The 20,562-nt window shown below is 41.7% G+C and carries 22 protein-coding genes; 6 read left to right on the top strand and 16 right to left on the bottom strand.

Annotated elements, in window-relative coordinates:
- The coding region (locus C1I60_RS24850) for a hypothetical protein (RefSeq protein WP_137062245.1) at positions 1–284 on the top strand (284 nt) is incomplete at its 5' end.
- A gap of 139 nt (positions 285–423) precedes the next feature.
- On the opposite strand, the gene C1I60_RS11005 is transcribed toward C1I60_RS24850, so the two are convergent.
- The 8 genes from C1I60_RS11005 to C1I60_RS10975 form a co-directional block, all read right to left on the bottom strand.
- Positions 424–1,497, bottom strand: coding sequence for a hypothetical protein (locus tag C1I60_RS11005; protein WP_137061756.1), 1,074 nt, complete (start codon positions 1,495–1,497; stop codon positions 424–426).
- A gap of 601 nt (positions 1,498–2,098) precedes the next feature.
- Positions 2,099–2,974, bottom strand: coding sequence for a hypothetical protein (locus C1I60_RS11000; RefSeq protein ID WP_137061755.1), 876 nt, complete (start codon positions 2,972–2,974; stop codon positions 2,099–2,101).
- Positions 2,975–3,256: 282 nt separating this feature from the next.
- A complete protein-coding gene (locus C1I60_RS10995) occupies positions 3,257–4,126 on the bottom strand; it encodes a hypothetical protein (protein ID WP_233903749.1) in 870 nt (289 codons plus the stop codon).
- Positions 4,127–4,495: 369 nt separating this feature from the next.
- Positions 4,496–5,425 (bottom strand): hypothetical protein, encoded by a 930-nt coding sequence (locus C1I60_RS10990; RefSeq protein WP_137061754.1) that lies wholly within the window; start codon positions 5,423–5,425, stop codon positions 4,496–4,498.
- Between the two features lie 183 nt (positions 5,426–5,608).
- The gene (locus C1I60_RS10985) at positions 5,609–5,980 is read right to left on the bottom strand and encodes a hypothetical protein (protein ID WP_137061753.1); all 372 of its coding nucleotides are present in this window, start codon (positions 5,978–5,980) and stop codon (positions 5,609–5,611) included.
- Positions 5,981–6,347: 367 nt separating this feature from the next.
- Entirely contained in the window at positions 6,348–6,476 is a 129-nt protein-coding gene (locus tag C1I60_RS26155; protein ID WP_289306515.1) for a hypothetical protein, read from the bottom strand.
- Positions 6,460–6,786 (bottom strand): nucleoside triphosphate pyrophosphohydrolase, encoded by a 327-nt coding sequence (locus tag C1I60_RS10980; protein WP_137061752.1) that lies wholly within the window; start codon positions 6,784–6,786, stop codon positions 6,460–6,462. Before C1I60_RS10980 ends, C1I60_RS26155 begins: the two co-directional genes overlap by 17 nt.
- Before the next feature lie 233 nt (positions 6,787–7,019).
- Positions 7,020–7,526 (bottom strand): hypothetical protein, encoded by a 507-nt coding sequence (locus tag C1I60_RS10975; RefSeq protein WP_137061751.1) that lies wholly within the window; start codon positions 7,524–7,526, stop codon positions 7,020–7,022.
- 209 nt (positions 7,527–7,735) lie between these two features.
- On the opposite strand from C1I60_RS10975, the gene C1I60_RS10970 reads away from it, so the two are divergent.
- On the top strand, positions 7,736–8,083 hold the full coding sequence (locus tag C1I60_RS10970; protein ID WP_044648031.1) for a helix-turn-helix domain-containing protein: 348 nt from the start codon (positions 7,736–7,738) through the stop codon (positions 8,081–8,083).
- Positions 8,084–8,128: 45 nt separating this feature from the next.
- Here the strand turns inward: C1I60_RS10970 and hcp are convergent, their stop codons facing one another.
- The 4 genes from hcp to C1I60_RS10950 all read right to left on the bottom strand — a co-directional run bounded on the left by hcp (position 8,129) and on the right by C1I60_RS10950 (position 13,779).
- Complete coding sequence (gene hcp, locus C1I60_RS10965; protein WP_137061750.1) at positions 8,129–9,421, bottom strand: hydroxylamine reductase; 1,293 nt, start codon at positions 9,419–9,421, stop codon at positions 8,129–8,131.
- Between the two features lie 96 nt (positions 9,422–9,517).
- Positions 9,518–10,825 (bottom strand): response regulator, encoded by a 1,308-nt coding sequence (locus C1I60_RS10960; protein WP_137061749.1) that lies wholly within the window; start codon positions 10,823–10,825, stop codon positions 9,518–9,520.
- Positions 10,713–12,791 (bottom strand): cache domain-containing sensor histidine kinase, encoded by a 2,079-nt coding sequence (locus C1I60_RS10955; protein ID WP_137061748.1) that lies wholly within the window; start codon positions 12,789–12,791, stop codon positions 10,713–10,715. Before C1I60_RS10955 ends, C1I60_RS10960 begins: the two co-directional genes overlap by 113 nt.
- Complete coding sequence (locus tag C1I60_RS10950) at positions 12,772–13,779, bottom strand: substrate-binding domain-containing protein (RefSeq protein ID WP_137061747.1); 1,008 nt, start codon at positions 13,777–13,779, stop codon at positions 12,772–12,774. Before C1I60_RS10950 ends, C1I60_RS10955 begins: the two co-directional genes overlap by 20 nt.
- A gap of 198 nt (positions 13,780–13,977) precedes the next feature.
- On the opposite strand from C1I60_RS10950, the gene C1I60_RS10945 reads away from it, so the two are divergent.
- A complete protein-coding gene (locus C1I60_RS10945) occupies positions 13,978–15,204 on the top strand; it encodes an acyltransferase (RefSeq protein ID WP_137061746.1) in 1,227 nt (408 codons plus the stop codon).
- An 11-nt stretch (positions 15,205–15,215) separates the two neighbouring features.
- Here the strand turns inward: C1I60_RS10945 and C1I60_RS26150 are convergent, their stop codons facing one another.
- The 3 genes from C1I60_RS26150 to C1I60_RS10930 all read right to left on the bottom strand — a co-directional run bounded on the left by C1I60_RS26150 (position 15,216) and on the right by C1I60_RS10930 (position 17,526).
- On the bottom strand, positions 15,216–15,347 hold the full coding sequence (locus tag C1I60_RS26150; protein ID WP_289306514.1) for a hypothetical protein: 132 nt from the start codon (positions 15,345–15,347) through the stop codon (positions 15,216–15,218).
- Positions 15,348–15,650: 303 nt separating this feature from the next.
- Entirely contained in the window at positions 15,651–15,905 is a 255-nt protein-coding gene (locus C1I60_RS10935; protein ID WP_137061745.1) for an aspartyl-phosphate phosphatase Spo0E family protein, read from the bottom strand.
- Between the two features lie 235 nt (positions 15,906–16,140).
- Positions 16,141–17,526, bottom strand: a complete 1,386-nt coding sequence (locus C1I60_RS10930) for a helix-turn-helix domain-containing protein (protein ID WP_137061744.1) — start codon at positions 17,524–17,526, stop codon at positions 16,141–16,143.
- 498 nt (positions 17,527–18,024) lie between these two features.
- On the opposite strand from C1I60_RS10930, the gene C1I60_RS10920 reads away from it, so the two are divergent.
- Together C1I60_RS10920 and C1I60_RS10915 are read left to right on the top strand one after the other, a co-directional pair.
- Complete coding sequence (locus tag C1I60_RS10920) at positions 18,025–18,471, top strand: AbrB/MazE/SpoVT family DNA-binding domain-containing protein (RefSeq protein ID WP_170970781.1); 447 nt, start codon at positions 18,025–18,027, stop codon at positions 18,469–18,471.
- A 201-nt stretch (positions 18,472–18,672) separates the two neighbouring features.
- Entirely contained in the window at positions 18,673–19,149 is a 477-nt protein-coding gene (locus tag C1I60_RS10915; protein WP_137061742.1) for a L,D-transpeptidase, read from the top strand.
- A 117-nt stretch (positions 19,150–19,266) separates the two neighbouring features.
- Here C1I60_RS10915 and C1I60_RS10910 read toward each other — a convergent pair whose 3' ends face one another.
- Positions 19,267–20,043, bottom strand: a complete 777-nt coding sequence (locus C1I60_RS10910; protein WP_137061741.1) for a TolB-like translocation protein — start codon at positions 20,041–20,043, stop codon at positions 19,267–19,269.
- 272 nt (positions 20,044–20,315) lie between these two features.
- Here C1I60_RS10910 and C1I60_RS25560 point away from each other — a divergent pair.
- A partial coding sequence (locus C1I60_RS25560) for a MarR family winged helix-turn-helix transcriptional regulator (RefSeq protein ID WP_252361673.1) occupies positions 20,316–20,562 on the top strand: 247 nt, incomplete at its 3' end.

The following is a 20,562-nucleotide window of genomic DNA, read 5'->3' as shown; positions in this document are numbered from 1 at the left end:
ATAATTCTTTAGAACTCTTACTTGATTCACTGATTCATACTCGAATTGAATCTTTATATGGCGAGCTTATCAAAAACAACTCAATCTACAACCAGTTCTCATCCGAACGGAATCTCTACTTCAAGCAGTTACATGAAGGAGTACCGGAGAATATACAGAAGACCTTATTCCTTTACGACGATGCTGAGCTTTCTGTTCAAGCTATTTTAGAACGTGAAATTTATTTGCAAGGTTTTAAGGACGCTCTTCACCTGCATAACGAATTACATATATCTTTAGACTGAGAGCCTTCTGGCTCTTTTTCATTTTGATTCTGTTGTATAGGCTATTCCCGAACCTCGCCAGAGATTATCTGCCTCCTGGCAGATCAAGGAGTACAGCAACGCCGCGGGAATATTCCTGTTATCGGAAGTCCCTGTTTATTTATCTGATAATATTTTCTCTGATATACTTTGATTTTTTTAAATAATTGTGGATGTTTAAAAGTCTTTCATATAGCTCAGAAACTGTCATTTTCTGATTTCTGGTCACTTTTCTCCATTCATCAAGTTTTTCTTTTGCTTTCATTGCGAATTCATCTGATTTATTCTCTTTGCATAGATTATATATTTCTTCTAAATCAACTGTTTTAAGATTGGTTACTATTAAATTCCCCTTAATCCCACTAAGAAATTGTAAAGTAAATTCAAGCTCTAAATATGCTACTAAAAACTTTGAACTTCGTCTTCTTTTTTTAGAGTCTTTAAGCGACTGTACAACAGTATCTAATATTATAAAAGTCAGTGCTGCTTCACGTGTAGCTGGCAAAAAGTTTTTTGATAATCTCAAATAATCATCATAAAATAGTAAATAAAAACTCCCTGTAACTTTACCTGAATAACTATATATATTTTGCAACACAGGGAAGAATGCATCTAAAAAGATGCCAGCCGTAAACGAATCTACCACCAAAATGAAATAGAGTATACCTGAAAGAATAAATATACTTATTCTCCATTTATATAAAAAATACAAAATAAGAATAAATAACAGCATTCCTACGTACGATGCAGCATACAAAAATATTTCATCCAAGTTAATTATTTTTTTCATGTATAATACAGCATCATCAACTGTTACATTGTTGTTTTTCAAATATTCTATGTATTTATTATTTTCGTTCATTTTCTCTTTTAGGAGCGTTTCATCTTGAAGTAACAATTTAAAATACTCTTGTATACGTGAAGGTGTAGCATCATCAGGTAACAAAACTTTCAAGCTAGAACGAATTTCGGTTTTAGCTTCCTCCGCCTCTCTAAAATACACATCTTGTTCAAACTTTCCATCTGACGCATAGCGAAAATATGCTTTTACATCCAGTGCATTGACAACTTCATATAACCCTGCATATACAAGCACAATAAAAAATAGTATAGCTAAAAATACTATAGAAGCGCTCGTTACTTTTAAAGCCCTTAATGTCATTTTATCTGGCTTTTGTTTAAGAATTGCAAACATTTTTTTCTCCTTAGGCTGTATTTAGTGTTTGATTTCTGATAACGTTAATGTGTTCACGACGTCCAACTCCCTTAAGCCCAACGGGCGGCCGCGAAGCGGTTAGGGAGTTGGATGTGTCCGGCTGATTCCGCTCCCCTGGGTGCTGCCAATTACTTCTCCGAACCCTCATCTAACTCCTGCCGGACCGAGGGCCGAATGGCCCAAGCGTGAACATGGTGTTAGGTGGTGTTCCTGCCTTCTTCGAATGATCTATCACATTCTTCTTTTATCATTCCTTCATACTCTTTGCTATCCCCAATGCCCCTTGATTTTTCACATGTCTCTTCATTTCTTTAATCTTCAATATATCTTTGTGTCTTTTGATCTCTTTCTTTATTCTGTATATGTCTTTTGATCTGTACTATGTCTCTTTCCCTTTTAATTCCTTCATCAATATGTGATTTGAACTTCAACATGTTTCGATTGTAATATGTTTTTTCGAGCTTATCATCCTCTTATCGAATCCACTTCTAAGCTTTATACTTCTTAAGAACCAAGGACGAAGCCCGCAGCGTAGTACTTTGTTATCGGATTGTTGTTGTCCCTCATTGAGAGACTGAAACTATTCAATAATTTTTATTCCAGGAACTTTCCATCTAATATTTTGAAGACTACTCTCCAAAATTAGTATTTCTGAACCATCATTATTAATAACTGAATAGACTTCTTGACCATCTCTGTAATTAGAAACATATCTTATTTTTTCATTGACTGGTGTTAAGTACTCAATTTCAAATTTTTCAACATCATATATATCATGATTATAGTACTTCTCTTTTTCCTCATATTTTAAGTAGCAATTTACAATCGGAATGAATATTAAGTCTTCATTCGTTACTATCGGCAGATGGATTTTTAGTTCATAATTATTGAACGCAGGATCGTTATGTACCCCTAAATTATTCACAATCAATTCCGGTTTGAATTCTTTAACAGTTATCTTTATTTTGCAGTCGAGAATAAACTTTGCATTTCCCCATAACGATAGTTTTGCAAAAGTTGTAATGTTCTTCTTATCTTTCTTTAACGAATATTCTCGTTGTTGATAGTCAAAAGTATAGATAATCTTAGCCTTATGTAAATTAGTAAATTTCTCAAGATTCCATTCTGTCCATTCCCATTCATAATTGATGAACACTCGATTCTCTTGTTTAACCAGATTATGTTGCTTCTCGTCCCCCCTTATTTGTTTTTGTTTTTCAATATTAAGTCTTTGTTGAAAGTCTTCCTTAGCAGATTCAACCTGTTTATGTGCAATATATACTGCTACTAAAGCACCTATAGCACCACCGAAATAACTTCCGAAAAATCCAAACCAATCCTTTCCTGTTCCGAATACTGATGTAAAAGGTATAGCTGGAATTTGTACTAGAGCATTAATTACTACAGGGACAACTAGTAGAAGAATAATTGCTGGTATTATGAGTTTTTTATACATTTACTATTTTCCTTCTCTCTTTATAAGTTATTTATTTTATTATGCGATAATTTCCGATAACGTTCTCGTATTCACGACGCTTGGCAAATGCCAAATGTGGCCGGTTGCCTCTGCTTCCCCGAAATCCCTCTGCTGGACCAAGGGCGTATGCCCGATGCGTGAATATAATGTTATCGGATGTCAGCATCTATTTGAGAGTAACTTATTAGATTCCATAAATTTCAAGCCTTTAATCAAAAATTATTAAGAATTATCATAGTCAGGAACTTATTCACTCTAAATTCAAACTATTTCTGGAAATATTCTTTTTTGCACTTCACTACCTAATTGGTGGAATTGAGCTATGCCACTTTCATCAAAATCATGAGCTATACACATAACCTTAATATCATTATTTTGAGGTTGCTTTTGGCCAATTAATGCACCTTTCAAGTCTAATAATTTTCTAGCAATCTCTGGTCTAAAGCAAACATTATAATTTGATTTATCCTTAAGAGATGGATATGCCCAAGCATCTTGAACATCTCTGGGAGGTAAATCAAAAAAAGACTTTGCAATAAATTCTGAAACAATATATAAGTATTCTGTTCCTACTCCTACATCTCTACTAAATTCCTCCCTTAAAAAGTCATTGATAATATCATTTATTAATCTTGCTTTTTCACTATAAATTTGTAAAGATTCATAATTATATTCTTGACCGATCATATTTACTTTTATTTCTTCTTTTGCTTCGTACATAATTAACGCATAATAAGAGTCATCAGGCACTTTTATCTCTTTTAAAGTAATCGATGGGTTTATGGGTGTAGTATAAAGTAGCGATTCTTTGGGCTTATTTAACCTTCCATATTGCTTTATATATTCACTAGGCGCATTCCAAAAATCCGATTCGAATTTTAAGTTTTTATTTGGAATAATTGATCCCTCTAATGTCCGAGCTCTAAAAAATTTTGTGCCTTTAGGATAGGATCTTAAGCAAGCGAAATAATAAAATTTTCCTTCAAAAGTTAGTACATCAAACACTTCTTTATTTATAGCTTCTTGAGTCATGGTTGAAATATTTAAGTTTCTAAATCTTCTTATTTTATCCAACAATTCTTTTATGTCTATTCTTTCAAAGAATTCAATATGGTTCTCGTTTGATAACAATTGATTCCCCTTCTTTCTTAATCATTTACTTTAATTCATTGCTGATTTCCGATAACGTTCCTGTATTCACGACGCTTGGCGAATGCCAAGTGTGTCCGGCGGCTTCTGCTTCGTTGAAATACTTCTATGCCGGACCGAGGGCATATGCCCGATGCGTGAGTATTATGTTAGGTGTAGTTCAATTAGTTACTTCTAAAAAACTGTTGAATTTGTGAACTATATTTTTGAAAAAATTCTCTTCTCTGGCTATTTCCTCTTGTCTTAAATCCTGTTGCATGATTACTCTAGATGACGAGATATCTTCATCAATTTTTATTATTTCTTTCTTTCGAACCAAACCACTAGGGTATATGGTCTCACGCTTATCTTTTATATCGACAGAAGAATTAATTGGTGTAAAAATACCATTTTTAACACTTTCTTTTTATTATTAGTATTGATTTTTTTCTCTTTAATTTCTTTATCACTAAATTTTAAAACTAAGTCTTCATTCTTAATTATGTCCACATTTAAATCGCTAAGTGTATTTAAATAATACTGATCTGTAGGTTCATAATATTTAATTTTTCCAAAAGCTATAATCATGTCATCTTTTTCAATCTTTGTTTGATTCTTTTCAGCCGAGTATTCAAATGAGGTTGTAATACTTTTCCCTTCGATTTCGTAAGAGTTAATGTAAATTTTTCCCTTACTAACTTTAACACTTTGAACAATATATATAACAAATCTTTCTTTATAATGTAGACTCTTATTAAGCTCATCGGCTAAAATAACCACCTCATTAATTCCTAACTTTTCCCTCCCAGTTTTATATTCAAATCCAATTTTCCCCAATTCATCAATAGTATTTTTTTCAAGGAGTCTTTTCATTTGCGAAACTGTTCGTACAATATCTCTAAACACCTTTTTATAAGCTGTATATCTATTGTATTTCTCAATTTCTTCGGCTGAGGCATTTTCTTTAGGCTTGTGTATTCTTTTATTACTATTGAAACTCTCTCCTTGTCTTACTAAACTATTGAGATCAATAACAATTTTGATTTCTCCATCAATACCACTAAGTGTTTCAATTAGTTTTCTACCTTCCCACTCAGCATTGAAATATTCCGCTGTTGTCCTCCCACAATTATGTCCACCTCTATCTGGTAATGCTCTAAAAAATTTATTTTGTACTCCGGTCAATTCTAAAGGCGGAACACAGAATGGGCAAAAAATTTCTCCGTTTTTATGTATTGACCTATTATAGTCTGAAATTTTTATATATCCATTTTTATATCTTGCAATAGTTAAGCTTTTCATATTCTTTACATCTCTCCTAATTGAATTTCACCTAACGTTTCTGTATTCATGACGTCCGACAAAGTCGGATGTGTCTGCTGAAATACTTCTTCGAAATCCATCCAGCAGGCCAAGGCTCCAAAGGAGCCGCTGCTTGAATATTATGTTATGTGTAGTTATCACTCCATTGATTGACATTCTAATTTACGCCTTCCAACCCATCTCTTTATACAATCTTCTAATCTGTTTTATAAAACTATCATCTTCTCTTCCCTTATTTATAATCTCTTCATCCGTGGTTACAGCCCATCTAAAAATTTGTTCAATACTCCCGTAGCTACGTTTAAATCCTTTGGCCAACTTCAGTATGTTTTCTTTAGTTGGTGCAAATGATAATACTACTCTTAACTCTTCATCTGTCCAAGGTCTCCCCTTATTTTCTGTACTATACGCTTGTTTTTTCTCATATTCAAAAATCAACAATTTCGTTTTGTGGATTACTTGGTCTGCTGTTAGTTCTTCAATTCCTTCATTAAGTAATTCAATTAATCTATCTTTATATTCTTTCTTTTTCATAGATTTCCCCTCCATGATCTTTTCAATAATTACACATAACGTAATATTCACGAAGTTCGTAAATATAAGAAATACAATTGATTAAACGAAACATCGTATTTGAAGTAGTCCTTTTGAATCATGTCTATATTGTATCATCAAATGGAAGAATATGACGATCACTAATCCTATACTTTCAAACAAAAAACTCCCGCCAAAACTTCAGCAGAAGCTTTTTCGAATAATTTATTTACGCGAACATCCCATCAATGACATGTACGTAAGAATCATCAAACGTTAACTATACCTAATATATAAGAAAATAGGTTTGTTCCATATGTACCACTTGACTAGACTTTAGGCTTACTAGAGCAGATAAGTCAATTTCTCAGCGATTCACCCCGGATTGCATAATAAAAGAAGTCATAATATAAATCCCAGAGGCATATTGTATCCCGGCGATCAGCTCATCTGCTAAATTATCTGTAATGAGCTTGACATTAAGCTTCATTGACATCAATTAAAAACACCCGCTCCTGAAAGCCACCCCGTGCCTCGGCTTTGTCTGCCCGCAGCTTGTCCAGCTCTGCCACATTCGCCCCATGTACTTCTGCCAGCGCCCGGATGACTTCCAGCATATCTGCCAGCTCCTCCAGCGCGTCCTTATCTTTCGCCGCTTCAAAATATTCCTCTGCTTCTTCACGAAGCTTCGTCCTCAGCTCTTGCTTATATTCCTCTGGGTCCAAAATGCGCGTGCGGCATCCCTTGCCCTGAGACGTAATGACGTGCGGAATCCGGTCCCGCACCAGTTTGTTGTATGTAGGCATATAAAATAACACCCTTTCTGTTGTAGAGCCTTGAGGTCGCAGCCAACATCTCCCTTTTTTCCATTATATCATTCGTGAGAAAAGGTTGGGTGTTATTAACATATGATTTAACTAAGCATTTTGCATAAATCCCAAGAGCGATTTCAAATCAGCAATATATAGATCAAAACGGTCTAGTTTGTCTATATATTGCACTTCTAAGCGTTGGGAATCGAATTATGCAAAATGCTGAACTACTTCATGGACTGATTTTCTTTAAAAATAGATTGATACCGCTCAGCAGGGTCAGCTACAATTCGACGAGATAGACATATTAAAATATGGTCCGTTCTAAAAAGCAGTCTATCGACCTCCTCCAGCTTCATTGGCTTGTTATGTGCATTATCCTCTGCGGAAATAAGATAATGCACGGTACCCATAAACAGCACCATATCCAAACTCGGCTCAGCATCCGTGTGGATTAACCTAAGCACATCCGTTATAGATAGGTTAATGGAGGATAGAATGATTTGATTTCGGTGAACATAAACGGCCTTAGCCATAGAAAACATCGCCCGGTCACAAAGAATGAGGCAGTTGTGAAATTGATGATAATTGCGCATAATCTGTGCAAGTTTGATCTGATATTGGGCGAGCTTTTGAAAATCCATCATGCAATTCAATATGTTGGGGTCGCTATGATTAGGCTGTATGGAATCTGGATCATTATGTAGGTGGTTGCTTAAGGAGTAATTTTTCACGGGGAGTCAACTCCTGAATTTTAATTTAATGAACAGTGAGGACATCGCAGGACCAATAAGAAACGATCAAAATACACAAATTTCTAGCTATCGGACAAGCATTACAATAAATATTACTATATAGTAGTTTTTAATTCAATTTACTTATTAACAGTTATTAATTAGAAGTAACTCTTTCTCTACACTTCTAACTATAGAGAGGTGTAATCATGTCTGAACTTTTAGATTTAGTCGGCACACGTATTCGAGATATTCGGAAGTCTAAAGGGCTTTCCCAAGAAGCTTTAGCCGAAAAAGCAGGATTCAATTCGAGTTATATCGGTTTTATTGAACGCGCAGAGAGAAATATATCTTTGAAAAATCTGGAGAAAATAGCGAAGGCATTGAACGTGGGCGTTTATCAGTTGCTTACATATGTAAAGGAAAATGATGAGCTTGCCGAAGGAAATTCGAGTGTAAAAAGTATTTTGACTCTGTTGAGAACGCGCGAATCCAAAGATACTGAGCTGGCATTGAAGATTCTTACGGACATATTTGCAAGAATTGATGAACGGTGAAAAATAAAAGGAACTGCACTTTGCAGTTCCTCCCATTCCAATCCCCTACGACAACGCCAGCATTGCTTTCATATCTTCCTCTGCGGTAGTAATCAGCTTTAAGCCAAACAGCTCTACGAGCACATCCAGTACGCCAGAAGAAATAAACTCGGGCGGCTTCGGCCCGATGCGGATATCCTGAATGCCAAGGCTGAACAAGCCTAGCAGGATGGCAACAGCTTTTTGCTCAAACCAGGACAACACGATGCTGACAGGCAGCTCGTTCACCGTACAACCAAAAGCATCCGCTAACGCCAGAGCGATTTTCACCGTAGAACCGGAATTGTTGCATTGCCCCAGATCAATATAACGCGGAATCCCCGTGTCCCCCACGGTACCGTAGTCCACGTCATTAAAGCGGAATTTCCCACAGGATGTGGTTAAAATAACCGTATCGTTCGGCAAGGAAGTAGCCAGCTCGCGGTAATAGTTACCGCCTTTACCTGGTGCGTCGCAGCCTGCAATGACGAAGAAACGACGGATATGTCCGTCTTTAACCGCCTGAATAATCTCGGGAGCGAGTCCGATGACCGTCTCGTGATGATATCCCGTCGTAAGCACCTGCTCAGATTCTACATCTGCGGCTGGCAGCGCCAACGCGCGCTCGATCAACGGTGCAAAGTCATCGTCCATAATCTTGGCGACGCCCTCTAGCCCGGCTACTTCATAAGAGAAGAAGCGGTCTGCATATGTGCCTTTAATCGGCATCACACAGTTCGTCGTGGCGAGAATCGCGCCTGGAAATTCCTCGAACAGTCTGCGCTGATCGTACCAGGCTTTGCCGATATTGCCTTTCAGATGTGCATATTTCTTCAACGCCGGATAACCGTGGGCAGGCAGCATTTCCGAGTGGGTATAGATGTTGATACCCTTGCCTTCGGTCTGCCGCAGCAATTCCTCCAGCGCATACAGATTATGTCCGGTCACGACGATACATTGTCCTTCAATTTTATTCTGGCTGACGGTAATCGGCTGCGGTATGCCAAAACGATCCGTATGCGCATGATCCAGCACATCCATGATCCGTACGGCTGCATTTCCGACCTTCATCGCCATGTCCAAATGCTCTTGTACATTGAAATTGGAATTGGTTAAGGTCATATATAACGCTTCGTGCGTGATACGATCCACCTCAGGATCGCTATAGCCCAACTGACGAGCGTGTGTCGCATAGGCCGCAATACCTTTTAACGCAAAAATCATCGTATCCTGCAAGCTCGCTATCGTTTCATTCTTGCCGCACACCCCAACTACGGTACACCCGCCACTCGGCGTCTGTTCACACTGATAACAAAACATATCGTTTTCCTCCAAATATTGATAGATATTTGTTCGTTATCCACAGCGTAACAGACCCCTAAGCGCATAGGTGTGATTACACACACATTTTTCAGCTCACTCCTGATCCGACGCGATCACAGTCATTCCACCGCCTTTGCGATACTGAACAGGAGAAACACCCATGGTCTTTTTAAAAGCGGTACTAAAATAGTGCTGGCTATCGTATCCCGTACGTTCTGCTATATCATAGATAGACAACGTCGTAGAATCCAGCAGTTGCACCGCCTTGCGGATACGAGCGCGTGTGACGAGGGTCACGAAGCTATCGTTTAGCTCTTTTTTGAGCACACGGCTGAGATATACGGCGGATACCTGTAAACGCGAGGCGAGAGATTCCAGTGTCATCTCCCGGTCTGCGAAACCTTCCTGAATAAGCTGCCGTGCCCGGCGTACGAGTGGAGACAGCTGCGATTCGCCGTACACACGATCACGGCACACTTGAAACGCATCAACCGCACCTTCCAGCCCCTGGGCATTTCGCTCCACATGTGTATGAACCGCTATGTTCAGGTAACGTCCGATAGCCTGCTCCATCGTTGCGCCGATGGCTTCGGGTGCCTCCTGCCACAAGCACATGCCGATCAGCCCGTTTGCATCGCGGAACAACACATGCGACAGGCCCTCCAGCAGCTCGCCAATGATATTTTCAGCGGCAAAAAGAAACAGTTGGCGATCATTCTCGCGCATAATCGTTTGCCGTGCCTCTGCCGCAGGCCACCGCACCACGCCGATCTGAACGGGTGAACGGGATGGAAGACGTAAAAACGCCAGTTGCTCCATCACGTCCTTTCCCGTGTTCTGCCCTTCCAGCCATTCCAGACAAAAGCGCTGGCGCAGCAGCGGAATATTCCGCTCAATCTGCCCGGCGGCCTGTTCTACATAGGCGGCACGCTTACGCTCTTCATCCAGCCGCCCACCGAGCCGCGACAACGCAGCGTGAAGCTGCTCCGCATCGACCGGCTTCAATATATAATCCTCCACGCCAAGTCGGACGGCCTCCTGCGCATACGCAAATTCATCATGACCGGAAATGATCAGACACCGACATTCCGGGCGTTCTTCCCGCAGTCGTCGGATCAGCTCAATGCCGTCCATGAACGGCATATTCATATCGACCAGCAAGATGTCGATGCCAAGCTGTACCGCCAGCTCCAGCGCTTCTTCGCCATCCTCCGCCTCACCCGCAACCTCCATGCCGAGAGCCGTCCAGTCTACGCAATCTCGTATGCCCTCACGAATGATCGGCTCATCATCTGCGATCAGCACCTGATAACGTTTTGCCGTCATCGTCGTCACTTCCGTTATGTTCTTGTCCGTCAGACTCGTCGTTGTCGAGGTGCCGGTGGTGTGTGATTTCGTCATCCTGATCCGCTCCTTTATCATGAGGCTTCTTCAATTGTGCTATATCCCGCAGCAACGGATGAATGATCGTAACGCAGGTACCTACCCCTTCTTCACTGTCCAATACAATTCCATATTCCTCACCAAAAGATAGACGTATACGCGCCTGTACATTCAGCATGCCATAGCTCCTGCCGTTCGCATTCACACTGGCTCCACTTGGCTTCTGTTGTCCTTCCATCGAGTCCAGCGGGGCTTCCAGCAAATGCCGCAGCTCCCGCAACCGTTCCACCGTCATCCCTGCACCATTATCACGTACCGTCAGTAGCAGCTTATCTCCCTCAATCCGCGCCTCGACCCCAATCGTGCCGGGTCCGCGTCTAGCCTTAATGCCGTGGTAAATAGCGTTTTCCACCACAGGTTGAAGCATGAGCTTTAACACGAGCAGCTCCCCTAATTCCTCGGGTACGCTTAATTCCCAGCGAAGTCTGTCCCGATACCGGGTTTGCTGAATTTGCATATAGCTCGATATATGCTCAATTTCGCTGCGTAGCGAAATAAAGTCATCCCCCTTACTCAGCCCGAGGCGAAACAATCTGGATAGCGCCCCTACCATGTCGGACACATCATCTGCCCCGTTTTTACGAGCCATCCAATGAATCGTGTCCAAAGTATTGTATAAAAAGTGAGGCTTGATATGCTCCTGAAGGCTGCGTAGCTCGGCATCCCGCTTCTGCCGCTCCCTTAGCTCGCTAAGCGACATCAAACGGCGAATTTGCTCCAGCATCCGGTTGAAGCTCCTGCCGAGCATCCCGATTTCATCCCCACGCTCACTCCATTGGCGAACCGTAAGATCCCCCGTTTCTGCTGTCCGCATATAGGACATCAGCCGGAAAATCGGCTGCGCAATCGAACGCGACAACCTTAAAGATGCCGTCAGTCCGAACAGACATACAATGAAGACAAAGGAGACGACGTAGAATTGAATTTGTCGTACCTCCAGTGTTGATTCCTGCGCCGGGAATACACCTACCGTTCTCCAGCCCGTAAACTCGGAAGCCCGGAACATGAACAGCAATTCTCTCCCCCCAGCTTCACGAGTAAACATCCCGTTGTCACCTGCCCCAAACCATTCCGGGGGAATACGCTTGATCAGCGGCATATCGGGCATATACACGCTGCGTCCCTTGGCATCTGCCACCATTAAATACCCGGTTTTGCCCAGGGTTACATCTCTGGCAGCCTGCGACACGGCCCGTAGCTTGAGATCAATCATAATCACGCCCAGCACACGTCCAGTCTCCGCATCCGTCACCGACCGGACGACAGACACCATTTCACTATCCTTGTACTGAACATGAGTCGTCACATTACGATCGCTCGGCTGTCCCAGTACGGTAAAAATACCTGCATGCTGCGCCGCCTGTTTATACCAGTCTTCTTGAGTCAGGCTGCGCGTGCTTCGAGCATACATTTCGTTACTAATATAGTCACCGTGTTCGTTCACGATCAGAATACCTGCAATCTCGGGATATAACGTGGTAAAGCCCTGTAAAAATTGCTTCATCCCATACAGCGTATCCTGTGCCCGTTCCTCCTGTTGTTTCTCCTGCGCAACCGACTGCGTTCCTGTACCCGTATGACCGTCAGCGAGCGTCCGTCCTTGCCAGAACTCCCCGATATCCGGGTTAAAGCCAATCAAATACGTCATGTTCTGCAAATTTTCCATTTTGGTATCCAATGCCTCATTTACCTTGCCAATGAGCTGCATCGTATGGTCTTCCACCTGCCGCTCAATAATCCGTTCCACCGTCCAGTTGACCAGCAGGCCCAATCCCAGTGACGGTACGATGCCAAAGAACAGGAATAACAGCATAAGCTGATACCGCAAAGGCATATTGCGCAAGCGCAAACGCTGCATCCTTTGATCCGACCATGCGCGTATACGCTTCCATCTCCGTTGATCATCATTTCGCATAATAATCATCTACATTCGCCCGTGTGACGACGGATATTCCTGTGTCCACCCGTACGGGCAGCGGGGCGTTGTCACCGGAGGAGGAAGGAGCAGGAATCGTCAAATGATGGTGCAGATGGAACAGGTATTGAAGCGACCAATAGCCCATATTCCACGTTCCCTGAGCAATGGTTGCCGAGATCGTTCCTCCACGGATCATATCCAGAGTCGCTTTATTCGTATCAAAAGAAATGATTTTCAGCGGACGACGGCTCTTTTGGCTCAATACCGCCTCACCGACACCTGTTCCTCCCGTCGCCTCGGTCACAAAAATCCCCGCCAGCTTCGGATACGCCTTCATCAGCCGTAGCGACTCATTCCGGGATATCATCGCATCTCCGCGTCCATCTGCCACTTCCACCACCTTCATAGCAGGATACTGCCGCTGAATGGTGTCACGAAAGCCACGGGAACGCTCCTCGTGATTTTGCTGACCGGGTAACGTCAGAACAGCGACTTCGCCTTCCCGTCCCAGCAGCTCTGCCATTTTATCCGCAGCGGTCACGCCCGCCTTGTAATTGTCCGTTCCCAAAAAAGAATAAGCCCGGCTGCCCGGCGCCCCTGCATCAAACAGCACCACAGGAATGCCCGCGTCCAGTGCCTTGTTGATCGCCGGGATCAGCGAGTGTGGATCAATCGCGGAAATCGCAATCCCTGCGGGCTTCCGGGCAATCGCCTGCTCGATCACGGTCGTCTGCTCCTGCGCATCATAACGGGTAGCCCCCCGATACTCGACGGTCACACCCAACGCATCCCCAGCATCCTCAAAGCCCTTTAGCCCGCTTTTCCAATACTCCAAACCGGACTGGAACGTAATCATGATATACGTTTCTCCGATGCTGCCGCGCAGTCCTTTTTCCTCCCAAGTGCCTTTCAATGGCCCGGATTGTTCGTACCTGAACACATAGAGCGCAAAGGCCGCAATCAGCAGAATATATACCAGCAGCGTTTTTTTCACCCTTCCTCCCCCCTTTCTGGGCCTATCCCAAAGTTGTGAATTTACTTAGATTGTAAACGCAATCATATCAAATTGGAACTACTTCCACTCCTCTTACTTTCAGGTAGCGTTAATCCTGCACTAATGTTCCTGCGTTACAATACCTAAATTGTGTTATGGAGAAGGTATACGATTTCTTTTGTAAAAGGAGTGATATGGATGAGCAAGCCGCGTATCGCGGAGTGGACAGAACTGCGGGGTCTTGCCTACCTCGCTGTCGTGCTTCAGCATTGCATTGGTGAATATATTTACCGCAGCGATATCCAGCAGCCGGATTCCGTTATGCTCGCAATGCTGTATCATTTGACTCGCTTTGGCACACCGACGTTCGTTTTCCTGTCTGCGGCGCTGCTTTTTTATAACGGTAACAAACCGATTAGCTATTCCCGTTACATTGGCAGGCGGTTTCGGGATATTTATGTTCCTTTTCTCTGCTGGACGGTTGTGTATTGGCTATCTACTCAGAACTGGTCTACGGCGCAGTGGGGAAATATTTATTTTTACAAGGGCATGTTCGAGGAAATGATTATACCTGTCAGCGGATATCATCTATGGTTTGTTGTGATGATTTTTCAGTTTTATATTTTGTTTCCCTTATTTGCAAAAGCAGCCGGGCATGTACAAACGTTCCTCCGTCGCTACAGCACCAAAAAACGCAAACAGCTCGTTCTGATTGTAATGCTGATAGCAGCGGCGGCCTATGCTCTGCTCTTGCAATGGTCCTACTATGACATGTCTGCATGGAGCACCCATTTGCCGTCCTTTTGGCAGGCCTTGTTAGATTACCGCACCTATAACTTTATTATGTATTTTTTCTATTTTATGTTGGGCGCCGTATGTGCCTATATGACGGACACGTGGCGGGGACTGGCTAAGCAGACGTTGCCGTGGAATGTATTTGTCTTTATTGGTCTGTTCATGCTCATGGGTCACACGATGCTGATCCTGTCAGGTGATACGATTAATCTGAACATTTCCACCTATCTCAAGCCAAGTACCTTTGTGCTGATTGTCTCACAGTTGCTTTTGTTATATGGACTGCTGCTCCATTTGCAAAAAGACCAGCGCTCCGAGCCGTTCCGCCGCATGCTGAACTGGATCGGACGTTATTCCTTCGGCGGGTATCTGGCCCATGCGCTAGTGCTGTCCTTCATATCCTACTTTACCCGCCCGCTTTCACTGGGCGATCATCATTTTACGGCGACGCTGCTTACGTTTGTCGTCGTGGCAAGTGTTTCTCTCGGCATTAGCTGGCTGTTCGCCCATCTGCCGGGAGGCCACTGGATTGTCGGCTCGAAAGGCAAACAGCGCTTGACCTGGCCGTTTCGGCTCCAGCCGCTTTCCTCCAAACGCGCTTCCAAAAGCACGCAGGAGCTTGGCTCATAGAAAAAGAGATGCTACAACACTAAAAAAGGACACTCCCGATTCATTTCGGGAATGTCCTGAATGGGAACATAAGTTGTATTCGTCGCTTGTTCAATATTAGGATTGGCATCGGATGTAACCTCAACATTGTTGACTTTAACCACAAGATTGTACAAATATTTAGGAAGAGCTGCATTGGCCTGATCTACTGCTAGGAAGAAAATTAAGGAAAAAAGTAAGATGTTAACTGCCTTTTTTTAACATAACGTATCAATCCTTTTCCAGTTGAATTACATTCATTGTTTGTAGAAAGTATACTACGGATCTACCAGTTGTACCCAAACCATTAAATTTGACTACATAAACACGTCATCACCCCAGATTATTAACATTTTATTCCATGAACATGTATTTCATTTTAAAATAAGTCATTATATAGAATAATGATAAACGTTATGAGGGAGAAATCACAGTTCTGCATAAAAGGAATGGGGGGATGGACTGGATATAACATCGTCGTTGTCAATGATTTGACCCAAAACATAGTGAGATTGCTTCTTGGTCTGAAACATACGGTTGTACTGATTAATCAGTTCATCCAAAAGCATAGACTGCTCAAGTACACAAGCGTGTCCGAAGCCATACTCTTCGTAAAGCTCATGCAAGTGTTGTCTGGCGTGTTCCATTTGTTGAATTAACGTTAATGTTTCATCCCTGTTCATCCTGCATACCTCCTAGTGAATCTCATTTTAGGAGGTAATGAACAAATACATCAAAACCTTTTTTGAGCCAATAAATTACAAAATAATCCAAAAAAAGACCAGCAATAAGCTGGTCCAGTGTAATGAATATGAAGATGATTACTTGGATCACATTCCACCAACGTGTCCATTAGTTTGGATCGTAACAGGGCTTAGATTTCCAACTAGGACTGGTACTGTGAATACCAGTAATAAGCTAGTTACCGTCGAGAAGAAAACCATCTTTTTGATCAATTTTTTCCCATAGACTTTGCAACTGATCTCTGGTTTCAGAAACGGCATACACTTTGAATCGTTCAAATAACATTGCACAATTATGCGAAAGTAGTCCTTTATTAATAAATTCAGCCTTTTCCCATGCATTTAGTAGACATTTGAAACCATATGGATATCTACCTTTATTTAGACTGTACTTAGCCATCTTGTACCAGAACCGAACGTATTCTCCTGGTAAAACCTGCTGTGTATACATGTCAGAAGATGACGGTTCTTGATAAGCTGCTATTTGGGGTTCAAAGCGCTGAAGGATATGGTCCACATCTACATTATATCGGTTGGCTACTTCAATGACGTTTAGTAACTCGGCAAAAATCTCTTTTTCGGCAGCCATATGCTCTACGTAATCCGGCAGAACACTTATATCCCCGGACATAAGTTTGTTTACGTAGGTATTAATTTTAGCCCATTGCTGATATTGCTTCTTCCAATAAAGCGTATCAGGATCCTTCTCCTTTACCCAACTTAAATCAGCATAACCACGAATATGTTCTAATGCCTGTTCATGATCTCCTTTTGCATCGCAAGCATTAGCACACAGTAGTTCAGAATACGTTATGTAAGTAAAAAGTGGTCTAACTGGATTTTTTTGCGGCTCTGTTCCTTTTCGCTTGGAATTATGAACCAAATTATATTGGAGCTGTCCCAATCGACCCATTCGATGTGCAAATTCTTGAACCTTGTCCCACAGGCTTAATGATCTGTACACGTTCGCTAAGTCTTTCAAAGCATCTAATTGCTCTATCTCGTCCAAGCGATCAACAAAAGGGGCAAACTCGGTGGCAGCTTGAAGATTGACAGCCCGATCCTGCCCGATATTGATTTGGAACAGGCGATATTGGCAGATCGCCAATCGCTCTGCATGCTGGTGCTTCTCACTTTCAGCCACCTTTTTATAAAGATATGCCGCTGCTTCATTGTAGCCGTCTTTGTACACATTTTCTGCAACATCAAAGAGCGACGGCGGATAAGTAGGGTTATCCAACAACAGAATTACAACTCGCTGCAAGCAGTCCAGTCGCCCTAGCTCAATACATCGATATAGGAATGGGCAGATCTTTTTCCAGTTAAGTGGAGATTCTTCAATGCAATCTTCAATGTAACGTTCGTAAAAATAATCTGGTGGTAAATTCATTCCCGCAGTAATGCAATCCAATTGGTGAACAGAAATAGAACGATTGCCCGTCACAATGCCACTAACTGTACCTACATTCAAATCAATAATGCGACCAAACTCGGTCATGGTTAAGCCTTTTCGTTTTAGATAGGTTTGAATTTCTGCTCGTATCGTAGGTGTGATTTCCATGGATAAACCACCCTTTCAGCATGAACTTTAAATTAGTGCAAATTTCAACAAAAAAATAGAGTTTGGAAACTAATAGTATAATTATTTTTTCTACTCATGATAATACCATCTTCTGGAACAACAATAAATGCTTTTATTTAATTGATTTTTATATTTCTAATAGGAGAGTATTGGATGATGGCCGCAAAAATGACAAGGAATTTAGAAGCTTTTGGTAGACTCGTAATTCCCAAAGAAATACTCATAACCTGTGATATTTGTGCAAATGATGCTATAGAATTTTTCACAGATGAAGAAAAAGGTATCCTATCCCTAAAAAAATACATTGGTCAGTCTTGTAAGTTTTGTCAATCTACCGAGGGATTAAGTTATTTTAAGAGTTCTCTTATATGTACAAGCTGTAGATATATGCTCAAGAGTCATCTAAAGCCCGTGTAAGTCAGCTCATACCAAAAATGCTCGATCAGGCAGGTGACGGTTAAGAAAGGAGAAGATCACTTGAAGAATACAGGTATGACACGTTCCCTTGATACGCTAGGCCGGATTGTTATTCCTAAGGAAATGCGGACCTCTATGGGTATTGATGTTGGCGATCCTTTAGAGTTTTATGTAGATGTTGAAACAGGATTTTTGAGTATGCGGAAGTATATTGGAGTCGCCTGCAACTTGTGCAGTTCGGTTGAGTCTTTAACCTATTTCAGGGCTTCATTATTATGTAAGAAATGCATACTCGATCTGAAAGGGAACATAGGTGTGAGTCCAATACCTGCTCCTGTTGTTAAGAAACCGTTCAAAGAAAAAAGAGCAAATCGGTCTTCTTCAAAAAAACTGGCTGAACAACTAAGAAGACTCATGAGTGAGCATCCTACAGCCAAGCAAGGCGACTATGCCAAATGGCTTGGCGTGTCACAAGGCCGTATTTCCCAGCTTAAAAAGCTGTTGTAGGCATCGCTCACCATTATCCACATTTTTAAGGACGATATGAACCTGAAAAAAAAGAATAACTCGTTGTATTTATCGACTCCAAATTACCTATCTAAGTGAAGGGCGAAATTGATACAAACACCAAAAAAGAATGTGGAGCCATTCTGGTGTTTGCGACTCCATCAAATTCACTCTCAATACAACAATTGGAGGCGTATAACAATGGGTTTTCACATTCTTGCTAATTTCCCGGCTAATCGGGATTACAAAGGTATTCTGAAAGTATACAATGACAGCGGTACACTGGTATTTGGCCCTGTCGAAGCTTTGGGGCGCGGGTCAAATGATGAAGCGAACGGTGGCGACCATACCAACTGGAAACGTAAAAATGCAGATATTCCTACTGGTGTAGCTAAATGTAAAGTTTATGCTAAGGGTTCTTCGGAGTATTCTTATGGTCCCTACAAACGTGTATGGCTAAATGAAGCAGTAAGTGGAAATTTCTTAATTGCTGCACAGAACGGTCGAGATGAAATTATGATCCATGGTGGAGATCCTGCTCCAAGCTCTTCCGCTACTTGGTATCCATTACGCCCAACCTATGGCTGTATCCGACTCTCGAATAGCAATCAGAAAGCACTGATTCAAATCTTGGAGGCAAACGGAAGTTCAGGAAAAATTACAATTTCCGAGGTTTAAAAAAAACAGGGCGGGAGCAACTCCCGCCCTTCTTGCTCGTTCAATAGATAGACGAACTAAACCGTTTCATCTATCTATTGCTGATTTGAAATCCCTCTTGGGATTGTTGCAACATGCTCATTTATCAAGCTTTAACCATTGTTTAAATTCTTTTTCACTTATTTTTTTAACAGTCTTCACTTTTTTAGTGATCATAGAGTACGTATACAGTCTTTTTTGATCCGACGGATATTCACTTATATAGTTTAATTGATCTCCATTTTTATTCCATAAAATTAAACTTGTACTAATGTAATCTGTTTCTCTAGGTAAAAAAGTAAACGTACCTTTTGGGGAATCGTAAATGGCTATGGAGCTTCTGGCAGGATCTCCGTAGGAGAAAGCAAGTTGATCTGCTTTTGGTGACCAATTATAGGAATTTATTGTTTCAATATTTTTCTTGCCAGCAGCGCTTAACTGGTCATTTAATATTTGATGCTTTCCATTTTTCAAATCCATAAGCAGCACCGTCTCCCCTGCGCTACGTCGTGTTTGTATAGCGAGCCAATCATTTGAAGGTGATACTGAAATACTCGATATATCACGCAGCTTATCATCAAAACCATCTGTTTTGATTGTGTAGATCTTTTCTCCTTTTTGGATCGTTATGGATGTAATAACGCTTTTTTCAGAGCCTGGTACATTTTTCAGCTCCGTTTTCTTCGCCGTTACCGTAATATTCTTTTCTTTCCATATCACTTGGCCTTGGCTCTCGCTCTTTTTAAATTTTGTTATCGACTGATATACTGATGGATTTTGGGTTCCTGCATTAGCCATAGAAAGACCACTCAAGCTGCCCACAAGCACCATGCTCGACAGGAAAGCAGTTGCGTATTTTGCTCTTACATTCTTCATTTGAATAGCTCCTTTATAAAATGTATTGGCCTACTGATATTTATTACCACAATTTGTTCCAAGCCTTTCCTAAAATGATATCTATATACATAGACGATCAAATCGAAATTTTGTTGCTTTTCTCAAGAATTTTACACATAAATTTTTAAATGAGCATAAAAAAGCGTCCTGCCAGACCGACTGAGCCGACTGCTGTGACAAATTTCTCTGACAAAACCTGTTATTTTTGAAATAGTGTAGATACACGAAACAGCGCAAAGAATGGAGAACCTATGGCAACGACAAGGAAAAACAAGCAATCTTCGCAAGAGCGATCTGCCTCAGTCTGTACCTGCATCAATCTGCGCCGTTCCTCGATGGCTGTTACGGGACTATATGACCGATATCTGGCTCCAAGCGGACTCCATATTAGCCAATTTTCACTGCTCAAGCACTTAGCTGCGCTGGGATCGGCAAGTGTAAGTGAATTGGCGCTGGAGATGCGTCTCGACCGAACCACGATTGTGCGTAATTTGAAGG

The sequence above is a fragment of the Paenibacillus terrae genome, from assembly GCF_005217525.1.
In the GTDB taxonomy this organism is placed as follows: domain Bacteria; phylum Bacillota; class Bacilli; order Paenibacillales; family Paenibacillaceae; genus Paenibacillus; species Paenibacillus terrae_C.
Note: the sequence above shows the minus strand (reverse complement) of the source record. Positions and strands in the feature narration are given on the sequence as shown.